Annotated in this window: 37 protein-coding genes; 2 read left to right on the top strand and 35 right to left on the bottom strand. The window is 70.6% G+C overall.

Going from position 1 to position 23,462, the window contains the following annotated elements; all coding sequences use genetic code 11:
* Positions 1-7 precede the first annotated feature (7 nt).
* Positions 8-556: a hypothetical protein gene (locus TK50_RS19015; RefSeq protein WP_043965557.1), complete on the top strand. Its 549-nt coding sequence runs from the start codon at positions 8-10 to the stop codon at positions 554-556.
* A 115-nt stretch (positions 557-671) separates the two neighbouring features.
* On the opposite strand, the gene TK50_RS19010 is transcribed toward TK50_RS19015, so the two are convergent.
* The 3 genes from TK50_RS19010 to TK50_RS19000 all read right to left on the bottom strand — a co-directional run bounded on the left by TK50_RS19010 (position 672) and on the right by TK50_RS19000 (position 4,044).
* A complete protein-coding gene (locus TK50_RS19010) occupies positions 672-1,616 on the bottom strand; it encodes an aldo/keto reductase (protein ID WP_043965555.1) in 945 nt (314 codons plus the stop codon).
* An 89-nt stretch (positions 1,617-1,705) separates the two neighbouring features.
* Positions 1,706-3,382: an ABC-F family ATP-binding cassette domain-containing protein gene (locus TK50_RS19005; RefSeq protein WP_043965554.1), complete on the bottom strand. Its 1,677-nt coding sequence runs from the start codon at positions 3,380-3,382 to the stop codon at positions 1,706-1,708.
* Positions 3,383-3,438: 56 nt separating this feature from the next.
* Positions 3,439-4,044, bottom strand: coding sequence for a class I SAM-dependent methyltransferase (locus TK50_RS19000; RefSeq protein ID WP_043966513.1), 606 nt, complete (start codon positions 4,042-4,044; stop codon positions 3,439-3,441).
* Between the two features lie 148 nt (positions 4,045-4,192).
* Here TK50_RS19000 and TK50_RS18995 point away from each other — a divergent pair, with 148 nt between their 5' ends.
* Positions 4,193-5,272 carry a hypothetical protein gene (locus TK50_RS18995; RefSeq protein ID WP_043965551.1) on the top strand — a complete coding sequence of 360 codons (1,080 nt, stop codon included), beginning with the start codon at positions 4,193-4,195 and terminating at the stop codon, positions 5,270-5,272.
* A gap of 29 nt (positions 5,273-5,301) precedes the next feature.
* Here TK50_RS18995 and truA read toward each other — a convergent pair whose 3' ends face one another.
* The 32 genes from truA to rpsJ all read right to left on the bottom strand — a co-directional run bounded on the left by truA (position 5,302) and on the right by rpsJ (position 23,220).
* Complete coding sequence (truA, locus tag TK50_RS18990; protein WP_043965549.1) at positions 5,302-6,147, bottom strand: tRNA pseudouridine(38-40) synthase TruA; 846 nt, start codon at positions 6,145-6,147, stop codon at positions 5,302-5,304.
* Positions 6,148-6,217: 70 nt separating this feature from the next.
* On the bottom strand, positions 6,218-6,784 hold the full coding sequence (gene rplQ, locus TK50_RS18985) for a 50S ribosomal protein L17 (RefSeq protein ID WP_043965547.1): 567 nt from the start codon (positions 6,782-6,784) through the stop codon (positions 6,218-6,220).
* Between the two features lie 34 nt (positions 6,785-6,818).
* Complete coding sequence (locus tag TK50_RS18980) at positions 6,819-7,841, bottom strand: DNA-directed RNA polymerase subunit alpha (protein WP_007073009.1); 1,023 nt, start codon at positions 7,839-7,841, stop codon at positions 6,819-6,821.
* 98 nt (positions 7,842-7,939) lie between these two features.
* Positions 7,940-8,566 (bottom strand): 30S ribosomal protein S4, encoded by a 627-nt coding sequence (gene rpsD / locus TK50_RS18975; RefSeq protein ID WP_043965544.1) that lies wholly within the window; start codon positions 8,564-8,566, stop codon positions 7,940-7,942.
* Positions 8,567-8,580: 14 nt separating this feature from the next.
* Entirely contained in the window at positions 8,581-8,988 is a 408-nt protein-coding gene (rpsK, locus tag TK50_RS18970) for a 30S ribosomal protein S11 (protein WP_007073011.1), read from the bottom strand.
* A gap of 18 nt (positions 8,989-9,006) precedes the next feature.
* Entirely contained in the window at positions 9,007-9,387 is a 381-nt protein-coding gene (gene rpsM, locus TK50_RS18965; protein ID WP_043965541.1) for a 30S ribosomal protein S13, read from the bottom strand.
* Positions 9,388-9,643: 256 nt separating this feature from the next.
* Complete coding sequence (gene rpmJ, locus TK50_RS18960) at positions 9,644-9,757, bottom strand: 50S ribosomal protein L36 (RefSeq protein WP_043965539.1); 114 nt, start codon at positions 9,755-9,757, stop codon at positions 9,644-9,646.
* Positions 9,758-9,853: 96 nt separating this feature from the next.
* Positions 9,854-10,075: a translation initiation factor IF-1 gene (gene infA, locus TK50_RS18955; protein ID WP_007073013.1), complete on the bottom strand. Its 222-nt coding sequence runs from the start codon at positions 10,073-10,075 to the stop codon at positions 9,854-9,856.
* Positions 10,076-10,361: 286 nt separating this feature from the next.
* Positions 10,362-11,213, bottom strand: a complete 852-nt coding sequence (gene map, locus TK50_RS18950; RefSeq protein WP_043965536.1) for a type I methionyl aminopeptidase — start codon at positions 11,211-11,213, stop codon at positions 10,362-10,364.
* A gap of 133 nt (positions 11,214-11,346) precedes the next feature.
* Entirely contained in the window at positions 11,347-12,000 is a 654-nt protein-coding gene (locus TK50_RS18945) for an adenylate kinase (RefSeq protein WP_043965534.1), read from the bottom strand.
* On the bottom strand, positions 12,001-13,329 hold the full coding sequence (gene secY / locus TK50_RS18940; protein WP_043965532.1) for a preprotein translocase subunit SecY: 1,329 nt from the start codon (positions 13,327-13,329) through the stop codon (positions 12,001-12,003).
* A gap of 235 nt (positions 13,330-13,564) precedes the next feature.
* A complete protein-coding gene (rplO, locus tag TK50_RS18935) occupies positions 13,565-14,008 on the bottom strand; it encodes a 50S ribosomal protein L15 (RefSeq protein ID WP_043965531.1) in 444 nt (147 codons plus the stop codon).
* A complete protein-coding gene (gene rpmD / locus TK50_RS18930; protein ID WP_043965530.1) occupies positions 14,008-14,190 on the bottom strand; it encodes a 50S ribosomal protein L30 in 183 nt (60 codons plus the stop codon). Before rpmD ends, rplO begins: the two co-directional genes overlap by 1 nt.
* Positions 14,190-14,804, bottom strand: coding sequence for a 30S ribosomal protein S5 (gene rpsE, locus TK50_RS18925; protein WP_007073019.1), 615 nt, complete (start codon positions 14,802-14,804; stop codon positions 14,190-14,192). The genes rpmD and rpsE overlap by 1 nt, the downstream gene beginning before the upstream one ends.
* A gap of 33 nt (positions 14,805-14,837) precedes the next feature.
* Entirely contained in the window at positions 14,838-15,227 is a 390-nt protein-coding gene (gene rplR, locus TK50_RS18920) for a 50S ribosomal protein L18 (protein ID WP_043965529.1), read from the bottom strand.
* The gene (gene rplF / locus TK50_RS18915) at positions 15,224-15,766 is read right to left on the bottom strand and encodes a 50S ribosomal protein L6 (RefSeq protein WP_043965528.1); all 543 of its coding nucleotides are present in this window, start codon (positions 15,764-15,766) and stop codon (positions 15,224-15,226) included. Before rplF ends, rplR begins: the two co-directional genes overlap by 4 nt.
* Positions 15,767-15,782: 16 nt before the next feature.
* Complete coding sequence (gene rpsH / locus TK50_RS18910; protein ID WP_043965527.1) at positions 15,783-16,190, bottom strand: 30S ribosomal protein S8; 408 nt, start codon at positions 16,188-16,190, stop codon at positions 15,783-15,785.
* 118 nt (positions 16,191-16,308) lie between these two features.
* A complete protein-coding gene (locus TK50_RS18905) occupies positions 16,309-16,494 on the bottom strand; it encodes a type Z 30S ribosomal protein S14 (protein WP_007073023.1) in 186 nt (61 codons plus the stop codon).
* A 1-nt stretch (position 16,495) separates the two neighbouring features.
* Positions 16,496-17,065 carry a 50S ribosomal protein L5 gene (gene rplE, locus TK50_RS18900; protein ID WP_043965524.1) on the bottom strand — a complete coding sequence of 190 codons (570 nt, stop codon included), beginning with the start codon at positions 17,063-17,065 and terminating at the stop codon, positions 16,496-16,498.
* Positions 17,065-17,385, bottom strand: coding sequence for a 50S ribosomal protein L24 (gene rplX, locus TK50_RS18895; protein WP_007073025.1), 321 nt, complete (start codon positions 17,383-17,385; stop codon positions 17,065-17,067). Before rplX ends, rplE begins: the two co-directional genes overlap by 1 nt.
* Positions 17,382-17,750, bottom strand: a complete 369-nt coding sequence (gene rplN, locus TK50_RS18890; protein ID WP_007073026.1) for a 50S ribosomal protein L14 — start codon at positions 17,748-17,750, stop codon at positions 17,382-17,384. The genes rplX and rplN overlap by 4 nt, the downstream gene beginning before the upstream one ends.
* A gap of 97 nt (positions 17,751-17,847) precedes the next feature.
* On the bottom strand, positions 17,848-18,129 hold the full coding sequence (gene rpsQ, locus TK50_RS18885; protein WP_043965522.1) for a 30S ribosomal protein S17: 282 nt from the start codon (positions 18,127-18,129) through the stop codon (positions 17,848-17,850).
* A complete protein-coding gene (rpmC, locus tag TK50_RS18880) occupies positions 18,126-18,362 on the bottom strand; it encodes a 50S ribosomal protein L29 (protein ID WP_007073028.1) in 237 nt (78 codons plus the stop codon). Before rpmC ends, rpsQ begins: the two co-directional genes overlap by 4 nt.
* Positions 18,362-18,787: a 50S ribosomal protein L16 gene (gene rplP, locus TK50_RS18875; protein WP_043965519.1), complete on the bottom strand. Its 426-nt coding sequence runs from the start codon at positions 18,785-18,787 to the stop codon at positions 18,362-18,364. Before rplP ends, rpmC begins: the two co-directional genes overlap by 1 nt.
* A gap of 3 nt (positions 18,788-18,790) precedes the next feature.
* Complete coding sequence (gene rpsC, locus TK50_RS18870) at positions 18,791-19,645, bottom strand: 30S ribosomal protein S3 (RefSeq protein ID WP_043965517.1); 855 nt, start codon at positions 19,643-19,645, stop codon at positions 18,791-18,793.
* On the bottom strand, positions 19,645-20,103 hold the full coding sequence (rplV, locus tag TK50_RS18865) for a 50S ribosomal protein L22 (protein WP_043965515.1): 459 nt from the start codon (positions 20,101-20,103) through the stop codon (positions 19,645-19,647). Before rplV ends, rpsC begins: the two co-directional genes overlap by 1 nt.
* A gap of 39 nt (positions 20,104-20,142) precedes the next feature.
* Positions 20,143-20,424 carry a 30S ribosomal protein S19 gene (gene rpsS / locus TK50_RS18860; protein WP_007073032.1) on the bottom strand — a complete coding sequence of 94 codons (282 nt, stop codon included), beginning with the start codon at positions 20,422-20,424 and terminating at the stop codon, positions 20,143-20,145.
* A 12-nt stretch (positions 20,425-20,436) separates the two neighbouring features.
* On the bottom strand, positions 20,437-21,276 hold the full coding sequence (gene rplB, locus TK50_RS18855; RefSeq protein WP_043965513.1) for a 50S ribosomal protein L2: 840 nt from the start codon (positions 21,274-21,276) through the stop codon (positions 20,437-20,439).
* A 12-nt stretch (positions 21,277-21,288) separates the two neighbouring features.
* On the bottom strand, positions 21,289-21,591 hold the full coding sequence (gene rplW, locus TK50_RS18850; protein ID WP_007073034.1) for a 50S ribosomal protein L23: 303 nt from the start codon (positions 21,589-21,591) through the stop codon (positions 21,289-21,291).
* Entirely contained in the window at positions 21,588-22,238 is a 651-nt protein-coding gene (gene rplD, locus TK50_RS18845; RefSeq protein ID WP_043965511.1) for a 50S ribosomal protein L4, read from the bottom strand. The genes rplW and rplD overlap by 4 nt, the downstream gene beginning before the upstream one ends.
* Positions 22,235-22,900 carry a 50S ribosomal protein L3 gene (gene rplC, locus TK50_RS18840; RefSeq protein ID WP_043965509.1) on the bottom strand — a complete coding sequence of 222 codons (666 nt, stop codon included), beginning with the start codon at positions 22,898-22,900 and terminating at the stop codon, positions 22,235-22,237. The genes rplD and rplC overlap by 4 nt, the downstream gene beginning before the upstream one ends.
* Before the next feature lie 11 nt (positions 22,901-22,911).
* Positions 22,912-23,220 (bottom strand): 30S ribosomal protein S10, encoded by a 309-nt coding sequence (gene rpsJ / locus TK50_RS18835; RefSeq protein ID WP_007073037.1) that lies wholly within the window; start codon positions 23,218-23,220, stop codon positions 22,912-22,914.
* Positions 23,221-23,462 lie beyond the last annotated feature (242 nt).

Genomic DNA, 23,462 nt, shown 5'->3' with positions numbered 1-23,462 from the left:
ACGGGTGATGCGTACCCTCAGGATCCTCGCCGCCGCGCTCGTCGCGGCGTGCCTGGTGGCGCTGCCGGCGGGCCCGGCGGCGGCGCACGGCGGAAAGCTCAAGCTGTCGGTGGGCGGCGACGGGGCCGGCGGGGTCACCGTGCTGGCCGTCTACTCCGACGGCCACCGACTGGACCAGCCGGTGCGGTTGACCCTCACCGCCAAGGGCGAGGGCGACCGGACGGCCGGTCCGGTGCAGCTCGAAATGGCCGGGGAGGGGCAGGGCTTCTACTCCAGCGGCCCGCTGCTCTCCCCCGGCCGCTGGAGGGTGACGGTCACCGCGCCGGCCCCGTACAAGACGTCGGCGACCGCGACGGTGCAGGCCCGCCCCGCGCAGACGCCGCCCGCGCCACGGCCCGTCGCCGTGCAGTCCGCCCCGGACGCGCGGGACCGGTCGGGGGGCGGCTGGTGGACGTACGCGGCCGGCGGGCTCGTCGCCGTCGCGCTGCTGGCGGCGGTGCCGCTGCTACTCGTGCGGCGGCGTCGGCCGGCCGGGCCTGGGGGGCCGGCTGCCTGACCGGGCCGGAAGCCGGACGAGGGACGCCGGGGGCGAGTTGCCCCGGCGTCCCTCGTCGTTTCGCCCCTCGTCGTTCCTCGACTGGCGTCGTTTCGCCGCCGTTTCTCGACCGGGCTCAGAGGATGGCGTCGAGCGCGGCCAGGTCGTCGTCGTCGGGCTGCCACGCGCCGGCACCTGCGTTGGCGCGCACCTGTTCCGGGGTGGTGGCCCCGGCGATGACCGAGGTCACCGCGGGCCGGGCGGCCAGCCCGCCGATGGCCACCTGGAGCATGGTGAGCCCCCGCTCGGCGGCGTACGCCCCGATCGCCTCGATGGTGTCCCAGCGGGCCGCGGCGAGGCGCTCGGCGTACCGGCCGCCGCCGGAGAGCCGGCTGCCGGCCGGGGCGGCCTCCCCGCGCTGGTACTTGCCGGTGAGCAGGCCGTTCGCCAGCGGGAAGAACGGCAGCATACCGAGGCCGAAGCGCTCGCAGGCGGGGATGACCTCGGCCTCGACGCCCCGCTCCAGCAGCGAGTAGTGGTTCTGCGCGCTGACGAACCGGGTGTGCCCGTTGGACGAGGCGATCCAGTCGGCGTCGGCGATCTGCCAGCCGGCGAAGTTGGAGTTGCCCAGGTAGCGCACCTTGCCGGCGCGCACCAGGTCGTCGAGGGCGGCGAGCGTCTCGTCGATCGGGGTGCCCGGGTCGGGCTCGTGCATCTGGTACAGGTCGATGTGGTCGGTGCCGAGCCGCCGCAGCGACGCCTCGACCGCGCGGGCGATGTAGCGCCGGGAGCCCCGGGCGCCGAAGTCCGCCCCGTTGGCCCCGTGCATGTCCATGCCGAACTTGGTGGCCAGCACCACCTCGTCGCGGCGGCCCTTGAGCGCCTGACCGAGCAGCTCCTCGGAGGCGCCCTGCGGCTCGCCGTAGATGTCGGCGGTGTCGAACAGGGTGATGCCGGCGTCGAGCGCCGCGTCGACCACCGCCCGGGTGCCGTCGAGGTCGAGCTTGCGGCCGAAGTTGTTGCAGCCGATGCCGACCACGGACACCACGAGCCCGGAGTCGCCCAGCCGGCGGTACGTCATCTCAGTCACGCGCCCAACCCTATGCCAGAGGTAGGGAAGGGCCCCTTCTACACCGTTATGCGTTGACAGGGGGCCTCCCTTACCCCTGCTCACACGTCCCAGACCGGCTCCGGGGTCTCGGTCACCTCGCCGTCCTTGCCGAACAACACGAAGCGGTCGAGGGAGCGGGTGAACCAGCGGTCGTGGGTCACCGCGATCACCGTGCCCGCGAACGCCGCCAGGCCGGCCTCCAGCGCCTCCGCGCTGGCCAGGTCCAGGTTGTCGGTCGGCTCGTCGAGCAGCAGCAGCGTCGCCCCGGACAGCTCCAGCAGCAGCACCAGGAAACGGGCCTGCTGGCCGCCGGAGAGGGTGCCGAAGCGCTGGTCGCCCTGCCCGGCCAGCTCGTACCGGCTCAGCGCCGCCATCGCCGCGTGCCGGTCCATCCCGGCCCGGTGGTCGTCGCCGCGCCACAGCACCTCGACCAGGGTCTTCTGCATCAGCTCGGGCCGGTCGTGGGTCTGCGAGAAGTGGCCGGGCCGGACCCGCGCGCCGAGCCGGACCACCCCGTCGTGCGCCACCGGGGCCAGCGCGGCGGCCCCGTCGACCGGGCCGTTGGCCGGGTCCGGGTCGGTGCCGCCCCGGGCCAGCAGCCGCAGGAAGTGCGACTTGCCGGTGCCGTTGGCCCCGAGCACCGCGACCCGGTCGCCGAACCAGATCTCCAGGTCGAACGGGTAGGTCAGGCCGTCCAGCTCCAGCTGCTCGGCGATCACCGCGCGCTTGCCGGTCCGCCCGCCGGTCAGGCGCATCCGGATGTCCTGGTCCTTCGGCGGTACGGGCGGCGGCCCGGCCTCCTCGAACTTGCGCAGCCGGGTCTGCGCAGCCTGGTACCGCGACGCCAACCCGTCGTTGTACGCGGCCTTCTGCTTGTACATCAGCACCAGGTCGCGCAGCTTCTGGTGCTCCTCGTCCCAGCGGCGGCGCAGCTCGTCGAGGCGGGCGTGCCGGACCACCCTCGCCTCGTGCCAGCTCGCGAAGCCGCCCGGGTGGACCCAGGCGCTGCCGCCCTCGACGGCGACCACCCGGTCGGCGGTGCGGGCCAGCAGCTCCCGGTCGTGCGAGACGTAGAGCACCGACTTGGCCGACTCGCGCAGCCGGTCCTCCAGCCACCGTTTGCCCGGCACGTCGAGGAAGTTGTCCGGCTCGTCGAGCAGCAGCACCTCGTCGGGGCCGCGCAGCAGCAGTTCGAGGGCGAACCGCTTCTGCTGGCCGCCGGAGAGGGTACGCACCGGGCGCTCCCGGGCCGCGTCCCAGGGCACGTCGAGGACGATCGTCGCGACGGTGTCGAAGACGACCTCGGCGTCGTACCCGCCGGCCTCGCCCCAGGCGGCGAGCGCATCCGCGTACGCGAGCTGGGCCTTGGCGGCGGCGTTGCCGAACTTGCCGCGCAGCTCGGCCGCCCGCATGGCGGCCTCGGTCTCGGTGAGCCGGCGGCCGGCGTCGCGCAGCGCCGGCGGGGCGAGCGACAGGGCCAGGTCGGCGAGGGTGGAATCGTCGCCGATCATGCCGATGAACTGGCGCATCACGCCGAGCCCGCCGGAGCGGGCGATCCCGCCGCTGCGCACGGGCAGGTCGCCGGCGACCATCCGCAGCAGCGTCGTCTTGCCCGCGCCGTTCGGCCCGACCAGGGCCACCTTGGCGCCCTCGCCGACCCGGAACGACACGTCGGTGAAGAGCTCCCGGCCGTCGGGGAGGATGTGCCCCACGGCTGCCACGTCCACATATCCCACGCCGGCATCCTGCCTGAGCGGGCTGGCCCGGCGACAGCCGATTACCGGTGCGCAGGTCAGCGGGTGACCCGCAGCACCCGGTAGCCCTTCTGGCTGGCGTGCCGGCCCACCTGCCAGCCCTGCTCGGTCAGCCAGCGGTGCAGCGAGTCGCCGCCGAGGTGGCGGGCGACCACCAGCCAGGCCACGCCGTCGGGGGCGAGCCGGGGCAGCCAGCGCAGCAGCAGCTCGTGCAGGCCCTCCTTGCCGATCCGGATGGGCGGGTTGGACCAGAGCTGGGCGAACGTCACGTCGTCCGGCACGGCGTCGGGGGCGGCGACCCGGACCCGGTCGGCCGCGCCGACCCGCTCGGCGTTGGCGGCGGTGAGCGCCCGGGCCCGCTCGTTGACGTCGACGGCCCAGACGGTGGCGGCCGGGGCGCTGCCGGCCAGCACGCAGGCGATCGGGCCGAAGCCGCAGCCCAGGTCCAGCAGGTTCCCGGCGGCGTCGGGGGCCGGCAGGTCGGCCTTGCGCAGCAGCACGGCGGTGCCGGGGTCGAGGCGGTCGGCGGAGAAGACGCCGCCGGCCGAGGTCAGCGTGTAGTCGCGCCCGGCGACGGTGAACTCGACCTCCCGGTGGCGGGCGGCGGTTCCGGGTTCAGCGGAGAAGTAGTGGTCGCCGGTCACGCCCGGCATTCTCGCACTGGCGTCGCCGCCCGCCGGGCGGGGTCCGGGGCGGCGGCCCGGCCGCGCGCCCGCCGGGGCGGCCCGGCGGACCCGCCGCAGTTTCCGGGTATTACCCCCTAAAGGGACAATAGCCCCTACTCTGGGTCGCATGGTGTATCGGTACGAGTCCGATGAGGACGCTTTCGAGGGGCACCCCGGGCCGGGGTCGGACCTGTCGGTGGCCTGGAACCGCCCGCCCGCCCGTACCGGGCCCGCGCCGTCCCGCTTCCCGACGCCGTCACTGCCCCGGACCAGCCGGATCGCGCTGCCCGCGGCCGCCCCGCCCCCGGCGTCGGCCTTCGCACCGCCGCCACCGGCCGCGCCCCGTCCCGCCCCGCCGGCCGGCGGGTACGCCACCACGCAGCCGCTGCACCTCCCCCGGTCCCGGCGCGCCCGGGACACCGGCCGCCACCGCGCCCGGCTCTGGCAGGTGGTGTTCGGCGGGGCGGCGGTCCTGGCGCTGTTCGCCCTCTGCGGCCTCGGCGGCGCCGCGCTGCTGGCCAACCGGGCCACCGACCCCCAGGTCGCGCCGAGCCCGCCGGCCGCCGCCGCCCCGTCGCCGTCCCAGACCGAACGGCAGGACATCGACTCGCGGGACACCGACTCCGCTCCCCTGACGGTCAAGGAGGTCTTCCCCGGCCGGCAGGTCACGGTCGGCGACGGCGCGGACCCGTACGAGGTGCTCAAGACCCAGTCCAGCGGCAGCTGCGCGGTCGCCGCCAGCGGCGAGGTGGCGGACCTGCTCGCCACGCTCGGCTGCAACCAGGTGGTCCGGGCGAGCCTGCGCTCCCCCGACGGGGACCACCTGCTCACCGCCGGGCTGTTCAACCTGACCGACAAGGCCACCGCCCAGCGCGTCCGGGACCGGCTGCGGCAACTGCTCGACGAGCGGGAGGGCCGGTTCCGTGGCCTGCCGGCCGGGGACGACACCGAGGCGCTGACCGAGGCCCCCGCCCGGGTCGGCTGGCAGGTACGCGGCCACTACCTCGCGTACTGCCTCGTGGTCCGCGCCGACGGCGAACCGGTCAAGGCCGCCGACCCGGCGGTACGCGAGATCCTCTTCGACCTGATCGAGACGCACCTCACCAAGGGGGTGCTGGAGCGCCGGGCCACCGGCGGCAGCGCCGGCCAGCCGACGACCACCCCGAGCGGCAGCGACGAGGACGACAGCGACAGCGAGAACGACTGAGGCGACGGCGGGAACGGCCGGGACGGCTCTCAGCCCTCGACGGCGGGCCCGCCCGTGGGCACGCGGAGCCGGCGGGTCGCCTCGGCGCGGCGGGCGTACTCGGCGGGGTCGTCGGGATAGCCGACGGCGACCAGCGTGAGCCCGTGCGCCGGGGCCACCGTCACCTCGCTGGACCGCTCCCGCCGGGTCAACAGGCTGCCCGGCCACTGCACCGGACGCCGCCCGTCCCCCGCCACCAGCATCGCCCCGACCAGGCTGCGCACCATCGCCTGGCAGAACGCGTCGGCCTGGACGGTGGCGACCAGCAGGCCGTCCGGGTCGCGCCGCCAGTCCAGCCGGGTCACCTCGCGCAGGGTGGTGGCGTGCTCCTTGCGCCGGCAGTACGCGGCGAAGTCGTGCTCCCCCACCAGCCCCGCCGCCGCGGCGTTGAGCAGGTCGAGGTCGAGCGGCCTCGGCCAGGCCAGCACCTCGTGCCGGCGCAGCGGCTCGGCGCCGAAGGGCGCGTCGGTCACCCGGTACTCGTAGCGCCGGAAGGTCGCCGAGAACCGGGCGTCGAAGTCCGCCGGCACCGGCGTCATCGCCCGCACCCGCACGTCGGTGGGGAGCAGCCGGGCCAGCCGGCGCAGCAGCCGCCCCTCGTGCCCGGCCCACACGGCCGCCGGCAGGTCGAGGTGGCAGACCTGGCCGGTGGCGTGCACCCCGGCGTCGGTCCGCCCGGCCACGGTCAGCCCCGTCGCCACGCCCGCGCCGAGGACCAGGTCCAGGGTCTCGGCGAGCACGCCGGCCACCGTCCGCCGGGTCGGCTGGGCCGCCCAACCGGAGAAACCGGTCCCGTCGTACGCGACCGCCAGCCGCAGCCGGACCCGCTCGTCCACCTCGTACCTCCTCACGGGTCGGGCCCGGCACCCCAGGAAGGGATGCCGGGCCCGACGGTGCTGCCGTTGCTCAGGCCTTGTTCTCGGTGCCCTCGGCGGCCTCGTCGCTGTCCTCGCGGGCGGCGGCGGTGTCACCGGACGCCGACACCGGCGCCTCGGAGTCCTGGTCGGCCTGGGCCGACGCCGGGGTCTCCTCGGCCGGGGCGAGCGCCTCGACCTTGTCCTGCTGCGCGGCCTTGCGGGTCGCGGTCTTCTTGTTCGCCTTCGGCTCGGCGACCTGAAGCTCCTCGACCAGCTCGATGATCGCCATCGGAGCGGCGTCACCCTTGCGCGGGCCGGTCTTCACGATCCGGGTGTAGCCACCCGGACGGTTCGCGTACCGGGGCGCGATCTGGTCGAACAGGGCGTAGACCACGTCCTTGTCCTTGACGACGCCCAGCACCCGCCGCCGGGAGGCGAGGTCGCCCCGCTTGGCCTTGGTGATGAGCTGCTCGGCCAGCGGACGCAGCCGCCGGGCCTTCGTCTCGGTGGTCTGGATCTTGCCGTGCTGGAACAGCGCGGTGGCCAGGTTGGCCAGCATCAGCCGCTCGTGCGCGGGGCTGCCGCCGAGGCGGGGGCCCTTGGTGGGCGTGGGCATGCTTGGTGCTCCTCAGGTGTGGCGGCAGCGGGGACTAGAGCTGCTCGGTCTCGCGGTAGTCGTCGGTGTCGTAGTCGGCCTCACCGAAGGCGTCCACGACGTGCGCCGGGTCGAAGTTCGGGGCCGAGTCCTTCAGCCCCAGACCCATCCCGGCCAGCTTCATCTTGACCTCGTCGATCGACTTCTGGCCGAAGTTGCGGATGTCGAGAAGGTCGGCCTCGGTGCGCCCGATCAGCTCACCGACGGAGTTGATGCCCTCGCGCTTGAGGCAGTTGTAGGAGCGGACGGTCAGGTCCAGCTCCTCGATCGGCAGGGCCAGGTCCGCCGCCAGCTGGGCGTCCTGCGGGGACGGCCCGATGTCGATGCCCTCGGCGGTCTCGTCCAGCTCCCGGGCCAGCCCGAAGAGCTCCACCAGCGTCGAACCGGCGGAGGCCAGCGCGGTGCGCGGGCCCATCGACGGCTTGGTCTCGACGTCGATGATCAGCCGGTCGAAGTCGGTCCGCTGCTCGACCCGGGTCGCCTCGACGCGGTACGTCACCTTCAGCACCGGCGAGTAGATCGAGTCGACCGGGATCCGGCCGATCTCGGCGCCGGCCTGCTTGTTCTGCGCCGCCGTCACGTAGCCGCGACCCCGCTCGACGGTCAGCTCCATGTCGAGCCGACCCTTGCCGTTGAGGGTGGCGAGCTTCAGGTCCGGGTTGTGCACCGAGACGCCGGCCGGGGGCTGGATGTCGCCCGCCGTCACGTCGCCCGGGCCCTGCTTGCGCAGGTACATGCTGACCGGCTCGTCGTGCTCGGAGCTGACGCACAGCTCCTTGATGTTCATGACGAGCTCGACCACGTCCTCCTTGACACCGGGGATCGTGGTGAACTCGTGCAGCACGCCGTCGATCTTGATGGAGGTGACCGCCGCACCCGGGATCGACGACAGCAGCGTGCGCCGCAGCGAGTTGCCCAGGGTGTACCCGAAGCCCGGCTCCAGCGGCTCGATGGTGAACCGGGAGCGGGTCTCGTTGATCGACTCTTCGGACAGAGACGGTCGCTGGCTGATGAGCATGTCTTCTCTTCTCTTCCGGGACGCCCGCTATTTGACGTCCGCGACACAAACCGTTCCGGTGGCCCGCCCCGCAGGGCGGACCACCGCAACGAGCCCGACTACTTGGAGTAGAGCTCGACGATCAGCTGCTCCTGGACCTGGGTGTCGATCACCTGGCGGGCCGGGAGCGAGTGCACGAGCACCTTCATCTGGCTCGGGATGGCCTCCAGCCACGCCGGAACCGTCTTGGAGCCGGCCTCGGCCTGCGCCACGATGAACGGGGTGAGCTCCTTGCTCTTGCCCCGGACCTCGATGATGTCGTGCTCCTTGACGCGGTACGACGGGATGTCGACCTTCTTGCCGTTCACCGTGAAGTGACCGTGCTTGACCAGCTGGCGGGCCATGTCCCGGGACTTGGCGTAGCCGGCCCGGTAGACCACGTTGTCCAGCCGCGACTCGAGGATCTGCAGGAGGACCTCACCGGTCTTGGCCTGCTTGGCCACGGCCTCCTCGTAGTAACCGCGGAACTGCTTCTCCAGCACGCCGTACACGCGGCGGGCCTTCTGCTTCTCACGGAGCTGGAGCAGGTACTCCGTCTCCTTCGTGCGGCCGCGGCCGTGCTGCCCGGGCGGGAACGGCCGGGACTCGAACGGGCACTTCGGGCCATCGCACTTGCTGCCCTTGAGGAACAGCTTCATCTTCTCCCGCCGGCAACGGCGGCAGTCAGCACCGGTGTAACGAGCCATCTCTCTCTAACCTCTCAGACCCGGCGACGCTTCGGCGGACGGCACCCGTTGTGCGGCTGCGGGGTCACGTCGGAGATCTGACCGACCTCCAGCCCGACGGCCTGCAGCGAACGGATGGCGGTCTCCCGGCCGGAGCCGGGGCCCTTGACGAACACGTCGACCTTGCGCATGCCGTGCTCCATCGCCCGACGCGCGGCGGCCTCGGCGGCCAGCTGCGCGGCGAACGGGGTCGACTTGCGGGAGCCCTTGAAGCCCACCTGGCCGGCCGAGGCCCAGGAGATGACCGCACCGGTCGGGTCCGTGATGGACACGATGGTGTTGTTGAAGGTGCTCTTGATGTGCGCCTGCCCGTGGGCGACGTTCTTGCGTTCCTTGCGCCGGACCTTCTTGACGGCGGCTCCGGCACGAGCCTTCGGTGGCATAAGTCTGTGCGCTCCTAATTACTTCTTGCCGGGCTTCTTCTTGCCGGCGACGGTCCGCTTCGGGCCCTTGCGGGTGCGGGCGTTGGTCCGCGTCCGCTGGCCACGCACCGGGAGACCACGGCGGTGGCGGATACCGGCGTAGCAGCCGATCTCGACCTTGCGGCGGATGTCAGCGGCGACCTCGCGGCGCAGGTCGCCTTCAACCTTGTAGTTGCCCTCGATGTGGTCGCGGAGCTGGACCAGCTCCTCGTCCGTGAGGTCCCGAGCGCGCTTGTCCGGAGAGATACCGGTCGCGGCGAGCGTCTCCAGGGCACGGGTGCGGCCGACCCCGAAGATGTAGGTGAGCGCGATCTCCATCCGCTTCTCGCGGGGGAGGTCCACGCCGACTAGACGAGCCATGTGCGGGCGTACTCCTTGTGGTTTCCTGGCGGAGGTCTGCACCCGCCCCACCCCGCTCCGGTCGTCCGACCGGCGCCGTGGCGCCGGGAGGAACGACCGCTGCCCGAGCGGGCCCCGGCCTCCGACCGGGGGTCAACCACGCAGGGGTACGCGATGCGCACCGCTCGCGGCTGGGACGAGCTGATGATGTGTTGGCTGGATCTGCGACGCCGGGACCGGACCGACCGGCCGTGGATTCACGGTCGGTCGGGCTGGATCAGCCCTGGCGCTGCTTGTGGCGCGGGTCGCTGCAGATGACCATGACCCGGCCGTGCCGGCGGATGACCCGGCACTTGTTGCAGATCCTCTTGACGCTCGGCTTGACCTTCACGGTTGCCTTACTTCCCATCTGGCCCGGAGGCGCGACGACGCGCGACGCCGGACGTCGAGGACGGACACGGGGACTACCCGGCCGTCGTCAGGTCGCTTACTTGTAGCGGTAGACGATGCGCCCGCGGGTCAGGTCGTACGGCGAGAGTTCGACGACGACGCGGTCCTCCGGCAGGATGCGGATGTAGTGCTGCCGCATCTTGCCACTGATGTGAGCCAGCACCTTGTGACCGTTCGCGAGCTCCACCCGGAACATGGCGTTCGGCAGGGGCTCGATGACCCGACCCTCGATCTCGATGGCTCCGTCTTTTTTCGGCATGTCCTCCGCTGTCCTGACGTCGGTTACTCCGGACGGCCCACAACGTCTTACACGGGCCCCGACGGTTGTCGGGTGCCCGCGCCAGCCGCGGCTCCGGCCCCACCGAAGCGCAGGGTGGGCATGCCGGAGTGGACGCTGTGCGCCGATCAGAAAGTGTACGCCCGCCTGCGCGCCGCCGCCAAACCGGCCACCCGTCAGGTCACCCGGCCGGATTACTTCCCGCCCCGCCCGGGGCCGGGAGTGACGGGGGTCACCCCTCTCGCCGACCGGAGGGGCCACCCGACGGTCAGATCGCCGGCGAGTCGGCGGGCTGGCGGGCGGTCACCAGATCACCCAGGCGCCCCCGGCCGCCGTCGAACGCGGTCAGCACCCAGACCCCGTCCGGGAGCAGCGCCATCGAGTGCTCGACGTGCACCGCCATCGAACCGTCCCGGGTGACGACGGTCCAGCCGTCGGCCAGCTCGACCGTGCGGGGCGAGCCCATCGTGATCATCGGCTCGATGGCCAGCGCCATGCCGTGCACCAGTCGGGGGCCCTTGCCGGGCCGGCCGTGGTTGAGCACGTGCGGATCCTGGTGCATCTCGGTGCCGATGCCGTGCCCGCCGTACCCGTCGACGATGCCGTACCGACCGCCCCGGCGGACCGCGTTCTCCACCGCGTGCGAGATGTCGGTGAGCCGGCCGCGACCGTTGGCCGCCCCGCGCGCCGCCGCCGCGATCCCGGCCCACATCGCGTCCTCGGCCACCGCGGCCATCTTCAGCAGCGCCGGGTCGACCTCCCCCACGCCGACCGTGATCGCGGCGTCGCCGTGCCAGCCGTCGAGCACCGCGCCGCAGTCGATCGAGATCAGGTCGCCCTCCCGGAGCACCTGGGCGGGCGACGGGATCGCGTGCACCACCTGCTCGTTGACCGACGAGCAGATCGAGGCCGGGAAGCCGTGGTAGCCCTTGAACGACGGGACCGCCCCCGCCTCCCGGATGGTCGACTCGGCGATCGCGTCCAGGTCGGCGGTGCTGACCCCGGGGGCCACCGCCTCCCGCATCCGACGCAGCGCCTCGGCCACCACGAGGCCGGCGGCGCGCATCTTCTCGATCTGGTCGGGGGTCTTCAGCTGGATGTCCAGCTGGGGACGACGCATGGGGCCGTTACCTTTCGTCGCGCGGAGCAGCGGGGCACGTCGCACGTACCCCGCTGTTCGCACTCTATCCGCCGGGACCCCGGCGTCCGCCAGTCGCCGGACGACCTTCCGTCAGCCGCGGTGCGACCGTTCGTCAGCCGCCGTACGAGCGCAGGGCGTCGATGGCGCGGACGGTGACGTCCTCCACCGGGCCGGTGGCGTCGATGCCCACCAGCTTGCCCTGGGCGCCGTAGTAGTCGACCAGCGGCGCGGTCTTGTCCGCGTACTCGCGCAGCCGGGCGGCGATGGTCTCGGGCTTGTCGTCGTCGCGCTGGAACAGCTCGGCGCCGCAGCGGTCGCAGATGCCGTCCCGGGTGGTCGCGTCGAACTCGACGTGCCAGATCTTGCCGCAGCCCCGGCAGGTGCGCCGGCCCGACAGCCGCCGGATCACCTCGTCGTCGTCGACGACCAGCTCCAGCACCAGGTCCAGTGCGGTGCCCAGGTCGGCGAGGAGCTTGTCCAGCGCGGCGGCCTGCGGCGTGGTGCGCGGGAAGCCGTCGAGCAGGAAGCCCTCCGAGGCGTCCGGCTCGGCGAGCCGGTCCCGGACCATGTTGATGGTCACCTCGTCCGGGACCAGCTTGCCCGCGTCCATGTAGCGCTTCGCCTCGACACCCAACGGCGTGCCCTGCGAGACGTTCGCCCGGAAGATGTCACCGGTCGAGATCTTCGGCACCGAGAGGTGAGCGGCGATGAACTCCGCCTGTGTGCCCTTGCCCGCCCCCGGCGGGCCAACCAGAACGAGTCGCATCTACCGCAGGAACCCTTCGTAGTTCCGCTGCATGAGTTGGCTCTCGATCTGCTTCACGGTCTCCAGACCGACGCCGACCATGATGAGCACAGCGGTGCCGCCGAACGGGAAGTTCTGGAACTGCTCGCTGTTCAGCCAGATGAAGAAGAAGTTCGGCAGGATCGAGACGATGCCCAGGTAGAGCGCGCCCGGCAGGGTGATCCGGCTGAGGATGAAGTCGAGGTAGTCGGCGGTCGGCTTGCCGGGGCGGATGCCCGGCACGAAGCCGCCGTACTTCTTCATGTTGTCCGCGACCTCGGTCGGGTTGAACGTGATCGACACGTAGAAGTACGTGAAGAAGATGATCAGCAGGAAGTAGATCGCGATGTGCAGCGGGCTCGACGGGTCGACCACGTTGTTCTGGATCCAGGCCTGGGTCTTGCCCGGGTTCGTCTGGTCGAAGAACTGGAGCGCCAGCTGCGGCAGGTAGAGCAGCGACGAGCCGAAGATGACCGGGATGACACCCGCCTGGTTGACCTTCAGCGGGATGTAGGTCGAGGTGCCGCCGTACATCCGCCGGCCGATCATCCGCTTGGCGTACTGCACCGGGATCCGGCGCTGCGCCTGCTCGATGAACGTCACCGCGGTGATGACCACCAGGACCAGCGCCAGCACCAGGAAGAACTTCCACCAGCCCTGCTGGGTCTTGATCCGCCAGCCCTCGCTGGGGAGGCGGGCCGCGATCGAGGTGAAGATCAGCACCGACATGCCGTTGCCGACGCCCCGGTCGGTGATCAGCTCGCCGAGCCACATCACCACGCCGGTGCCGGCGGTCATCGTCATGACCAGGATCGTCAGCGTCAGCCAGTCCGGGATGCCGGTGCCCTTGGGCACGATCGGGAACTGGTCGCACTGGTTGTTGAACAGCTGCCCCGAGCGGGCCAGCGCCACGAACGCCGACGACTGGAGGATGCCCAGGCCGAGCGTCAGGTAGCGGGTGTACTGCGTGATCTTCGCCTGGCCGGCCTGGCCCTCCTTGCGGAGCTGCTCCAGCCGCGGGATGACCACGGTGAGCAGCTGCAGGATGATCGACGCTGTGATGTAGGGCATGATGCCCAGCGCGAAGACCGAGAGCTGCAGCAGCGCCCCGCCGGAGAAGAGGTCCAGCAGGTTCAGCACCCCGGTGTTCGCGCTGCCGATGGTGTCGAGGCACTTCTGGACGTTGCCGTACGAGACACCAGGGCTGGGCAGGGTGGCGCCGAGCCGGTAGACGGCAATGATGCCTACCGTGAACAGCAGCTTCTTGCGCAGGTCAGGCGTACGGAACGCACTGAGAAAGGCGGACAGCAACTTCTTCCTCCTGCGCGAGGCGGGCCGCCGGTGGTGGTCCCTGGCGGATCGGGGTGGGTGCCGGGCGAGCGCCCGATATCCATAGCTGGGATGGGAGCCTAACAGCCCCGTCCCGGTCCGGGCAGGTGTGCCCGGCTACATAAATCGAATCCGATATTACCCGGTGGAGACGCCCGGGGTAGACCGAGGCGCCCGCCCAGTCACGAAGAACTGAGCGGGCGCCACGGACACTGCCTTACAGCTCGGTGACCGAGCCACCGGCGGCGGTGATCTTCTCCTTGGCCGACGCGCTGAAGGCCTGCGCCGACACCTGGAGAGACACGCCGTTCAGGTCGCCGGTGCCGAGCACCTTGACCGGGTGGCCCTTGCGGACCGCGCCGGCCTCGACCAGCTCCTGCGGGCCGACCTGACCGCCGTTCGGGAACAGCTCGGCGAGCTTGTCCAGGTTGACCACCTGGAAGACCACCTTGAACTTGTTCTTGAAGCCCTTCACCTTCGGCAGGCGCATGTGGATGGGCATCTGCCCACCCTCGAACGCCGCCGAGATGTTCTTGCGGGCCTTGGAACCCTTGGTACCGCGGCCGGCGGTCTTGCCCTTGGAGCCCTCACCGCGACCCACGCGGGTCTTCGCGGTCTTGGCACCAGGCGCCGGGCGCAGGTGGTGGACCTTGATCGTCATTACTCGACCTCCTCGACCTTCACGAGGTGGTTGACCGCGAAGATCATGCCCCGGATCTCGGGACGGTCCTCCTTGACCACCACGTCGTTGATCCGCTTCAGGCCGAGCGAACGCAGCGACTCACGCTGGTTGCGCTTGGCACCGATCTCGGACCGGAGCTGGGTGACCTTCAGGCGAGCCATCAGGACGCCACCCCCGCCCGCGACGCGAGCATCGCGGCCGGCGCGACGTCCTCGACCGGCAGGCCGCGACGGGCCGCGACGGCCTCCGGGGACTCCAGCCCCTTCAGCGCCGCCACCGTGGCGTGCACGATGTTGATCGGGTTGGACGAGCCGAGGCTCTTGGAGAGCACGTCGTGGATGCCCGCGCACTCCAGCACGGCACGCACCGGACCACCGGCGATGACGCCCGTACCGGCGGAGGCCGGCTTGAGCAGCACCACGCCGGCGGCGGCCTCACCCGTCACCGGGTGCGGGATCGAGGAAGCGATCCGCGGCACCTTGAAGAAGTGCTTCTTGGCCTCCTCGACGCCCTTGGCGATCGCCGCGGGCACCTCCTTGGCCTTTCCGTAGCCCACACCGACGGTGCCGTCGCCGTCGCCGACGATCACCAGGGCGGTGAAGCTGAAGCGACGACCACCCTTCACGACCTTGGCGACGCGGTTGATCGCGACGACCCGCTCAAGGTGCGGGGTCTTCTCGACGGGCGCGTTTCCGCGGCCGCCCTCACGGCGGTTGTCGCGGCGACCACCCTCGTTGCCACCGGACCCGCCGCCACGGCGCTGTTGACCTGGCATCAGCAGCCTTCCTTCTCTCTCGTGACGGGGTTTCTAGAACTCGAGCCCGGCTTCGCGGGCGGCGTCGGCAAGCGCGGCGACCCGCCCCGCGTACCGGTTGCCACCGCGGTCGAAGACGACCTTCGAGACGCCGGCGGCCTTGGCCCGCTCGGCGAGCAGGGCGCCGACCTTGCCGGCCAGGGCGCTCTTGTCGCCCTCGGTGCCGCGCACCGACGCGTCGAGGGTCGAGGCCGACGCCAGGGTGTGGCCCTTGGTGTCGTCGACGACCTGCGCGACGATGTGACGCAGCGACCGGGTGACGACCAGGCGGGGACGCTCGGGGGTGCCGCTGACGTTCTTGCGGACCCGGAAGTGTCGACGCGCACGGCCGACGGCGCGCTTGGCGGCGACGCCGCGGCGACGCTTGAGCAGCGTGGCGCTCACTTCTTACCTGCCTTTCCGGCCTTGCGGCGGATGACCTCGCCCTGGTACTTCACGCCCTTGCCCTTGTAGGGCTCCGGCGGGCGGATCTTCCGGATGTTGGCGGCGACCTCACCGACGAGCTGCTTGTCGATGCCGGCCACGTGGAAGACGGTCGGCTTCTCCACCGTGAAGGTGATGCCGTCCGGCGCGGGGACCAGCACCGGGTGCGAGAACCCGAGCGCGAACTCCAGGTCCTTGCCCTTGGCCGTGACCCGGTAACCGGTGCCGGCGATCTCCAGGCTCTTGCGGTGGCCCTCGGTCACGCCGACGATCATGTTGGCGATCAGGGTCCGGCTCAGGCCGTGCAGTTCCTTGGCCTTGCGCTCGTCGTTCGGCCGGTTGACCTGAAGCTGACCGTCCTCGGCCCGCTCCGCGGTGATCGGCTCGGCGAGCACGTGCGTGAGCTCGCCCTTCGGGCCCTTGACCTTGACGGCCTGGCCGTCGATCGTGATGTCGACGCCGGCAGGCACCGGGATCGACTTACGTCCAATACGCGACATTTCTACCTGTCTCCCGTTACCAGACGAAGGCGAGGACTTCCCCGCCAACGCTCCGCTTGCGGGCCTGCCGGTCGGTGAGCAGCCCCTGGGACGTCGAAATGATCGCCACGCCCAGCCCGCCGAGCACCCGCGGGAGCCCGTCCGACTTGGCGTACACCCGGAGACCGGGCTTGGACACGCGCTTGATGCCGGCCAGGCTCCGCTCGCGGTTCTGGCCGTACTTCAGCTCGACGACCAGTCGCTTGCCGACGGCGCCCTCCTCGGGCTCCTCGACCGACCAGGTGGCGATGTAGCCCTCGGACATCAGGACCTCGGCGATGTTCGCCTTGATCTTGGAGTAGGGCATCGTCACCCGGTCGTGGTACGCCTGGTTGGCGTTACGCAGACGCGTGAGCATGTCTGCGATCGGGTCGGTCATCGTCATGGATTTCGTCAGCCTTTCTCGCCGGGGTTCCCGGGGCGGTCAGCCCCGGGCCTACGGCGAAGAGCAATACATGATCGGTGCAAGGGGGCCCCGGCCGGCAGCCGGGGCGCGGTCGCCCTTACCAGGAAGCCTTGGACACGCCCGGCAGCTCACCGCGGTGGGCCATCTCCCGGATGCAGACCCGGCAGAGACCGAACTTGCGGTAGACCGCCTTCGGACGCCCGCACCGCTGGCAGCGGGTGTACGCGCGAACCGAGAACTTCGGCTTCGCGGCCGCCTTGAGGATCAGCGCCTTCTTGGCCATCTCAGTTCTCCTTGAACGGGAAGCCCAGGAGCTTGAGCAGCGCCCGGCCCTCGTCGTCGGTCGTGGCGGTCGTGACCACCGTGATGTCCATGCCCCGCTGGCGATCGATCTTGTCCTGGTCGATCTCGTGGAACACCGACTGCTCGGTCAGGCCGAACGTGTAGTTGCCGTGCCCGTCGAGCTTGCGCCCGTCCAGCCCGCGGAAGTCGCGGATACGCGGCAGCGCGATGGAGAGCAGGCGGTCCAGGAACTCCCACATCCGGTCGCCGCGGAGGGTGACCTTCGCGCCGATCGGCATGCCCTCGCGGAGCTTGAACTGCGCGATGGACTTGGTCGCCCGCCGCACCTGCGGCTTCTGGCCGGTGATGGTGGCCAGGTCCCGCACGGCGCCGTCGATCAGCTTGGCGTCCCGGGCGGCCTCGCCGACACCCATGTTCACGACGATCTTGACCAACCGCGGCACCTGCATGGGGTTGCCGAAGTTGTGCTGCTCCTGCAGCTTGGCCACGATCTCGTTGCGGTACCGCTCCTTGAGGCGCGGCATGGTCTTGGTTTCGGTAGCCGTGGTCATCACAGGTCCTTACCGGTGCTACGCGCGATGCGGACCTTCTGGCCGTTGTCGTCGATCCGGTACCCGACGCGGGTCGGGTTACCGTCGGAGTCCACGACCATCACGTTGGAGACGTGGATCGGCGCCTCCTGGGTGACGATGCCGCCGGTCTTGGCGCCACGCTGGGTGGTGCTGATGCGGGTGTGCTTCTTGACCCGGTTCACGCCCTCGACCAGGACCTTGTCCTGCCGCGGGTAGGCCGCGATGACCTTGCCCTTGGCACCCTTGTCCTTGCCGGCGATGACGACGACCGTGTCGCCCTTCTTGACCTTCACGGTCACAACACCTCCGGCGCGAGGGAAATGATCTTCATGAACCGCTTGTCCCGCAGCTCCCGACCCACCGGGCCGAAGATACGGGTACCGCGCGGGTCCCCACCGTCCTTGATGATGACGGCGGCGTTCTCGTCGAAGCGGATGTACGAGCCGTCCGGCCGCCGCTTCTCCTTGGCGGTGCGGACGACGACGGCCTTGACGACGTCGCCCTTCTTCACACCGGCACCCGGGATCGCGTCCTTGACCGTGGCCACGATGACGTCGCCGATGCTCGCGTAGCGCCGACCGGAGCCACCGAGAACCCGGATGCACAGGATCTCCCGGGCACCCGTGTTGTCGGCGACGCGCAGTCGCGACTCCTGCTGAATCACGTCTATCTCCTATGTCTGCCGGTTCTCCGGCCGCCTGCCGCGGCCGGAGCCTGGCGGAACCTGCGCCCGACTGACGCCGGGCGAGCTCGAGCCTTCGCTACTTGGCCTTTTCCAGGATCTCCACGAGCCGCCACCGCTTGGTGGCGGACAGCGGCCGGGTCTCCATGATCAGGACCCGGTCGCCGATGCCGGCGGCGTTCTGCTCGTCGTGCACCTTCAGCTTGCTGGTACGACGCATGATCTTGCCGTACAGCGCGTGCTTGACCCGGTCCTCGACCTCGACGACGACGGTCTTTTCCATCTTGTCGCTGACCACGAGGCCCTCGCGCACCTTGCGGCGGGCCCGCGCGGCGGCGGTGGTGGCGGTGTTCTCACTCATGACGCAGTCACCTCAGTCGGCGCGGCAGAGAGACCCAGCTCGCGCTCACGCATGATCGTGTAGATCCGGGCGATCTCCCGACGGATGACCTGCAGCCGCCGGTTGTTGTCCAGCTGACCGGTTGCGGCCTGCACGCGGAGGTTGAACAGCTCCGCCTTGGCCTCGCGCAGCTTCGTGACCAGCTCCTCCTCGGAGAGCTCACGCAGCTCGGAGGCCTTAACGCCCGCTGCCATCAGGATTCACCCACTTCGCGCGTAACAATGCGGCACTTCATCGGGAGCTTGTGGATCGCGCGACGCATCGCCTCTCGCGCGATCTGCTCGTTGGGGAAGGACATCTCGAACAGGATCCGCCCCGGCTTGACGTTGGCGACCCACCACTCGGGCGAGCCCTTGCCGGAACCCATCCGGGTCTCGGCCGGCTTCTTGGTCAGGGCCTGGTCCGGGAAGATCGAGATCCAGACCTTACCGCCACGCTTGATGTGACGGGTCATCGCGATACGCGCCGACTCGATCTGCCGGTTCGTCACGTACGCCGGCTCGAGAGCCTGGATCCCGAACTCGCCGAACACCACGCGGTTGCCACCCTTGGACGCGCCGTGGCGGTCCGGGTGGTGCGGCTTGCGGAAGCCCTTCGGGGGCTTGCGCGGCATCAGCATCTGTCAGCCCTCCTGCTGCGTTTCTGCCGCGGCGGCGACGGCGGACGCGTCCACCGGCTCGCCACTCGGCGTCTCGGCCTGCTGCGCGATCGTGGTCGCGGCAGCCCGGCCGGCCTCGGTGCCACCGGCGGTCGTGCCGGACGAACCGGACCGACCACGGCGCGGCCGCTCGGGGCGGTCGCCGCGCTCACGGCGCGGGCGCGACGGAGCCTCGGCCGGAGCCTCCCGACCCGGCACCGCGTCACCCTTGTAGATCCAGACCTTCACGCCGATCCGGCCGAAGGTGGTACGGGCCTCGAAGAAGCCGTACTCGATGTTGGCCCGCAGCGTGTGCAGCGGAACCCGGCCCTCGCGGTAGAACTCGGTCCGGCTCATCTCGGCGCCGCCGAGGCGACCCGAGACCTGCACCCGGATGCCCTTGCAGACCGGGTTCTTCATCGCCGACTGCATCGCCTTGCGCATCGCCCGACGGAAGCTGACCCGGCTGGAGAGCTGCTCGGCGACGCCCTGGGCGACCAGCTGCGCGTCCGACTCGGGGTTCTTCACCTCGATGATGTTCAGCTGCACCTGCTTGCCGGTGAGCTTCTCCAGCTCGCCGCGGATCCGGTCGGCCTCCGCACCCTTACGGCCGATGACGATGCCCGGCCGGGCGGTGTGGATGTCGACGCGGACCCGGTCCCGGGTGCGCTCGATGTCGACCTTGGAGATGCCGGCCCGCTCGAGCCCCTTGGACATCATCCGGCGGATCTTGACGTCCTCGCCGATGTAGTCCTTGTAGAGCTTGTCCGCGAACCAGCGGGACTTCCAGTCGGTCGAGATGCCGAGCCGGAACCCAGTGGGGTGAACCTTCTGACCCATTACTCGGCGCCCTCCGTCTTGCTCTCCGTCTCAGCGGCCGCAGGCTGCTGCGCCGGGGCGGCCTTCTTCGCCGCGGACTTCTTCGGCGCGGCCGGCGCGACCGCCTCGACCGCCACGGTGATGTGGCAGGTGCGCTTGCGGATCCGGTACGCCCGGCCCTGCGCCCGCGGCCGGAACCGCTTCATCGTCGGGCCCTCGTCGACGAACGCCTCGCTGACGAGCAGCGCGTCGGGGTCCAGCCGCTCGTTGTTCTCCGCGTTGGCGATCGCGCTAGCGAGCACCTTGTACACCTGCTCGCTCGCAGCCTGCGGCGCGAACTGCAGCACCGTGAGCGCCTCCTTCGCGGGCAGGCCGCGGACGAGGTTGACCACCCGGCGCGCCTTCATCGGCGAGATGCGCACGTGCCGCGCAACCGCCCGCGCGCCCGGAAGCACCGGAGCGTCGCCCTTTCCTGGCATCGCTGTAACCCCTTGTTCCTCTATCCGTATGCCCGCGGCTCAGCGCCGGCGGCTCTTCCGGTCGTCCTTCTCGTGACCCTTGAAGGTGCGGGTCAGCGCGAACTCGCCGAGCTTGTGCCCGACCATCGCCTCGGTGACGAACACCGGGACGTGCTTGCGTCCGTCGTGCACGGCGATCGTGTGGCCGAGCATCTCGGGGATGATCGTCGAGCGCCGCGACCAGGTCTTGATGACGTTCTTCGAGCCCTTGTCGTTCTGCGTCTCCACCTTCTTGAGCAGGTGGTCGTCGACGAACGGGCCCTTCTTCAGGCTGCGAGGCATGTCTTATCTCCCTCAGCCGCGCTTACGCGTGGCGTAGCGGCGGCGGACGATCAGCCGGTCGCTCGGCTGGCCCTTACGACGGGTGCGGCCCTCGGGCTTACCCTGCGGGTTGACCGGGTGGCGACCACCGGAGGTCTTGCCCTCACCACCACCGTGCGGGTGGTCGACCGGGTTCATGGCGACACCACGGACGGTCGGGCGCTTGCCCTTCCACCGCATCCGGCCGGCCTTGCCCCAGTTGATGTTCGACTGGTCGGCGTTGCCGATCTCGCCGACGCTGGCGCGGCAGCGCACGTCGACCCGCCGGATCTCGCCGGACGGCATACGCAGGGTCGCGTACGCGCCCTCCCGGCCGAGCAGCTGGATGCCGACGCCGGCCGAGCGGGCCAGCTTGGCACCGCCACCCGGACGAAGCTCCACGTTGTGGATCGTCGTACCGACCGGGATGTTGCGCAGCGGCAGGTTGTTGCCGGGCTTGATGTCGGCGCCCGGACCGGACTCGACCGCGTCGCCCTGCTTCAGGTCCTTCGGCGCGATGATGTACCGCTTCTCGCCGTCGGCGTAGTGCAGCAGCGCGATGCGCGCGGTGCGGTTCGGGTCGTACTCGATGTGCGCGACCTTCGCCGGGACGCCGTCCTTGTCGACCCGCTTGAAGTCGATCAGACGGTACTGGCGCTTGTGGCCGCCACCGTGGTGCCGCGCGGTGATCCGGCCGTGGGCGTTACGCCCGCCCTTCTTCGGCAGCGGAACCAGCAGCGACTTCTCGGGCGTCGACCGGGTGATCTCGGCGAAGTCGGCGACGCTCGAGCCACGCCGGCCCGGCGTCGTCGGCTTGTACTTACGGATAGCCATTGTCTACACCCCTCAGCTGACCGGGCCGCCGAAGGCCTCGATACGGTCACCGTCAGCCAGCTTCACGATCGCCCGCTTGGTGGCCTTGCGCTGACCGAAGCCGGTCTTGGTGCGCTTGCGCTTGCCCTCGCGGTTGAGCGTGTTGACCGTCAGGACGCGGACGTTGAAGATCTGCTGGATAGCGATCTTGATCTCGGTCTTGTTGGCGTCCGGGTGCACCAGGAAGGTGTACCAGTTCCGGTTCAGCTCGCTGTAGCTCTTCTCCGAGACGACCGGCGCGATGATGACGTCACGCGGATCGGCGATCGTGCTCACTTGTCACCCTCCTCGGTGGTCTCGGCCGGGACACCCAGGAACTCGTCCAGGGCGTCCTTGGTGAAGACCACGTCGTCGGCCACCAGCACGTCGTACGTGTTGAGCTGGCCGGCCTCGATCAGGTGCACCCGCGGCTCGTTGCGCAGCGACACCCAGTTCAGCTCGTCGGTGCTGCTCAGCACGACCAGGACGCGGCGCGCCTCGGTCAGCTTGGCCAGCGTGGCCAGGGCGGCCTTGGTCGACGGCTTCTCGCCCGAGACGAACGCCTCGACGACGTGCACCTGGCCGGCGCGGGCCCGGTCGGAGAGGGCGCCACGCAGGGCGGCGGCCTTCATCTTCTTCGGGGTCCGCTGGCTGTAGTCGCGCGGCACCGGGCCGTGGACCACGCCACCGCCGGCGAACTGCGGCGCGCGGATCGAACCCTGGCGGGCCCGACCGGTGCCCTTCTGCTTGTACGGCTTCTTGCCGCCACCGGCGACCTCGCCGCGGGTCTTGGTCTTGTGCGTGCCCTGCCGGGCGGCCGCGAGCTGGGCCACCACGACCTGGTGCATCAGCGCGATGTTGGCCTGGACGTCGAAGACGTCGGACGGCAGCTCGACGGTGCCGCTCTTCGTGCCTTCGACGTTGAGCACGTCAACGGTGGTCACTTGGCCGCACCGCCCTTCTTCGCCTTGACCTTGGCCGCGGTGCGGACCAGGACCAGCGCGCCCTTCGGGCCGGGGATGGCGCCGCGGACGAGCAGGAGGTTGTTCTCGGTGTCGACCGCCTGGACGGTCAGGTTCTGGACGGTGTAGCGCACGCCACCCATCCGACCCGCCATCCGGGTGCCCTTGAAGACGCGACCCGGGGTGGCGCAGGCGCCGATCGAGCCCGGCGAGCGGTGCTTGCGCTCGACACCGTGGCTGGCGCGCAGACCGTGGAAGCCGTGCCGCTTCATCGGGCCGGCGTAGCCCTTGCCCTTGGTCTTGCCGGTGACGTCGATGGTGACGCCCACCGGGAACTGCTCGACCGTGACCTCCTGGCCCAGCGAGTAGTCCGCGGCGTCCTTGGTGCGCAGCTCGACGATGTGCCGGCGCGGCGCCACGTCCGCCTTCGCGTAGTGCCCGCTGACCGGCTTCTTGACCTTGCGCGGGTCGATGGTGCCGTACGCGAGCTGGACCGCGGAGTAACCGTCCTTCTCGGCGCTACGAACCTGGCTGACGACGCACGGGCCGGCCTGCACCACGGTCACGGGCACAACCTTGTTGTTGTCCCAGACCTGGGTCATGCCGAGCTTGGCGCCCAGGATCCCCTTGACTTGCCTGTCCATTTGTCCGGTCCCTACAGCTTGATCTCGATGTCGACGCCAGCCGGCAGGTCGAGGCGCATGAGCGAGTCGACCGTCTTCGGGGTCGGGTCGATGATGTCGATCAGCCGCTTGTGCGTACGCATCTCGAAGTGCTCGCGCGAGTCCTTGTACTTGTGCGGCGAGCGGATAACGCAGAAACGGTTGATCTCCGTGGGCAGCGGCACCGGGCCAGCGACCTGCGCCCCGGTACGCGTCACCGTCTCGACGATCTTCCGAGCCGAGGAGTCGACGACCTCGTGGTCATAGGCCTTGAGCCGGATGCGGATCTTCTGTCCCGCCATGGTGGCTTCTGTTCCTTCTCTCGATGCCGCTGTGTTGCGGGCGCCTGCACCGGCTGGTGCAGGCCCACTTCCGCCGACCCCCGCGGTCGGGCGTGTCGCGCCCTAGGACCAGGCTCCGCCCCGGGACCCCGGAGCTCTGCTGGCCATGCGGTGGGTCAATGGCGCCGATCGCGTTCACCGCGACCCGGACGCCGTGCGAGGGTGGTTGGCCGCACAGTGGCAGGCCAACCACCCTACGCGCG

Source organism: Micromonospora haikouensis (assembly GCF_000876225.1).
Taxonomy (GTDB): domain Bacteria; phylum Actinomycetota; class Actinomycetes; order Mycobacteriales; family Micromonosporaceae; genus Micromonospora; species Micromonospora haikouensis.
Note: the sequence above shows the minus strand (reverse complement) of the source record. Positions and strands in the feature narration are given on the sequence as shown.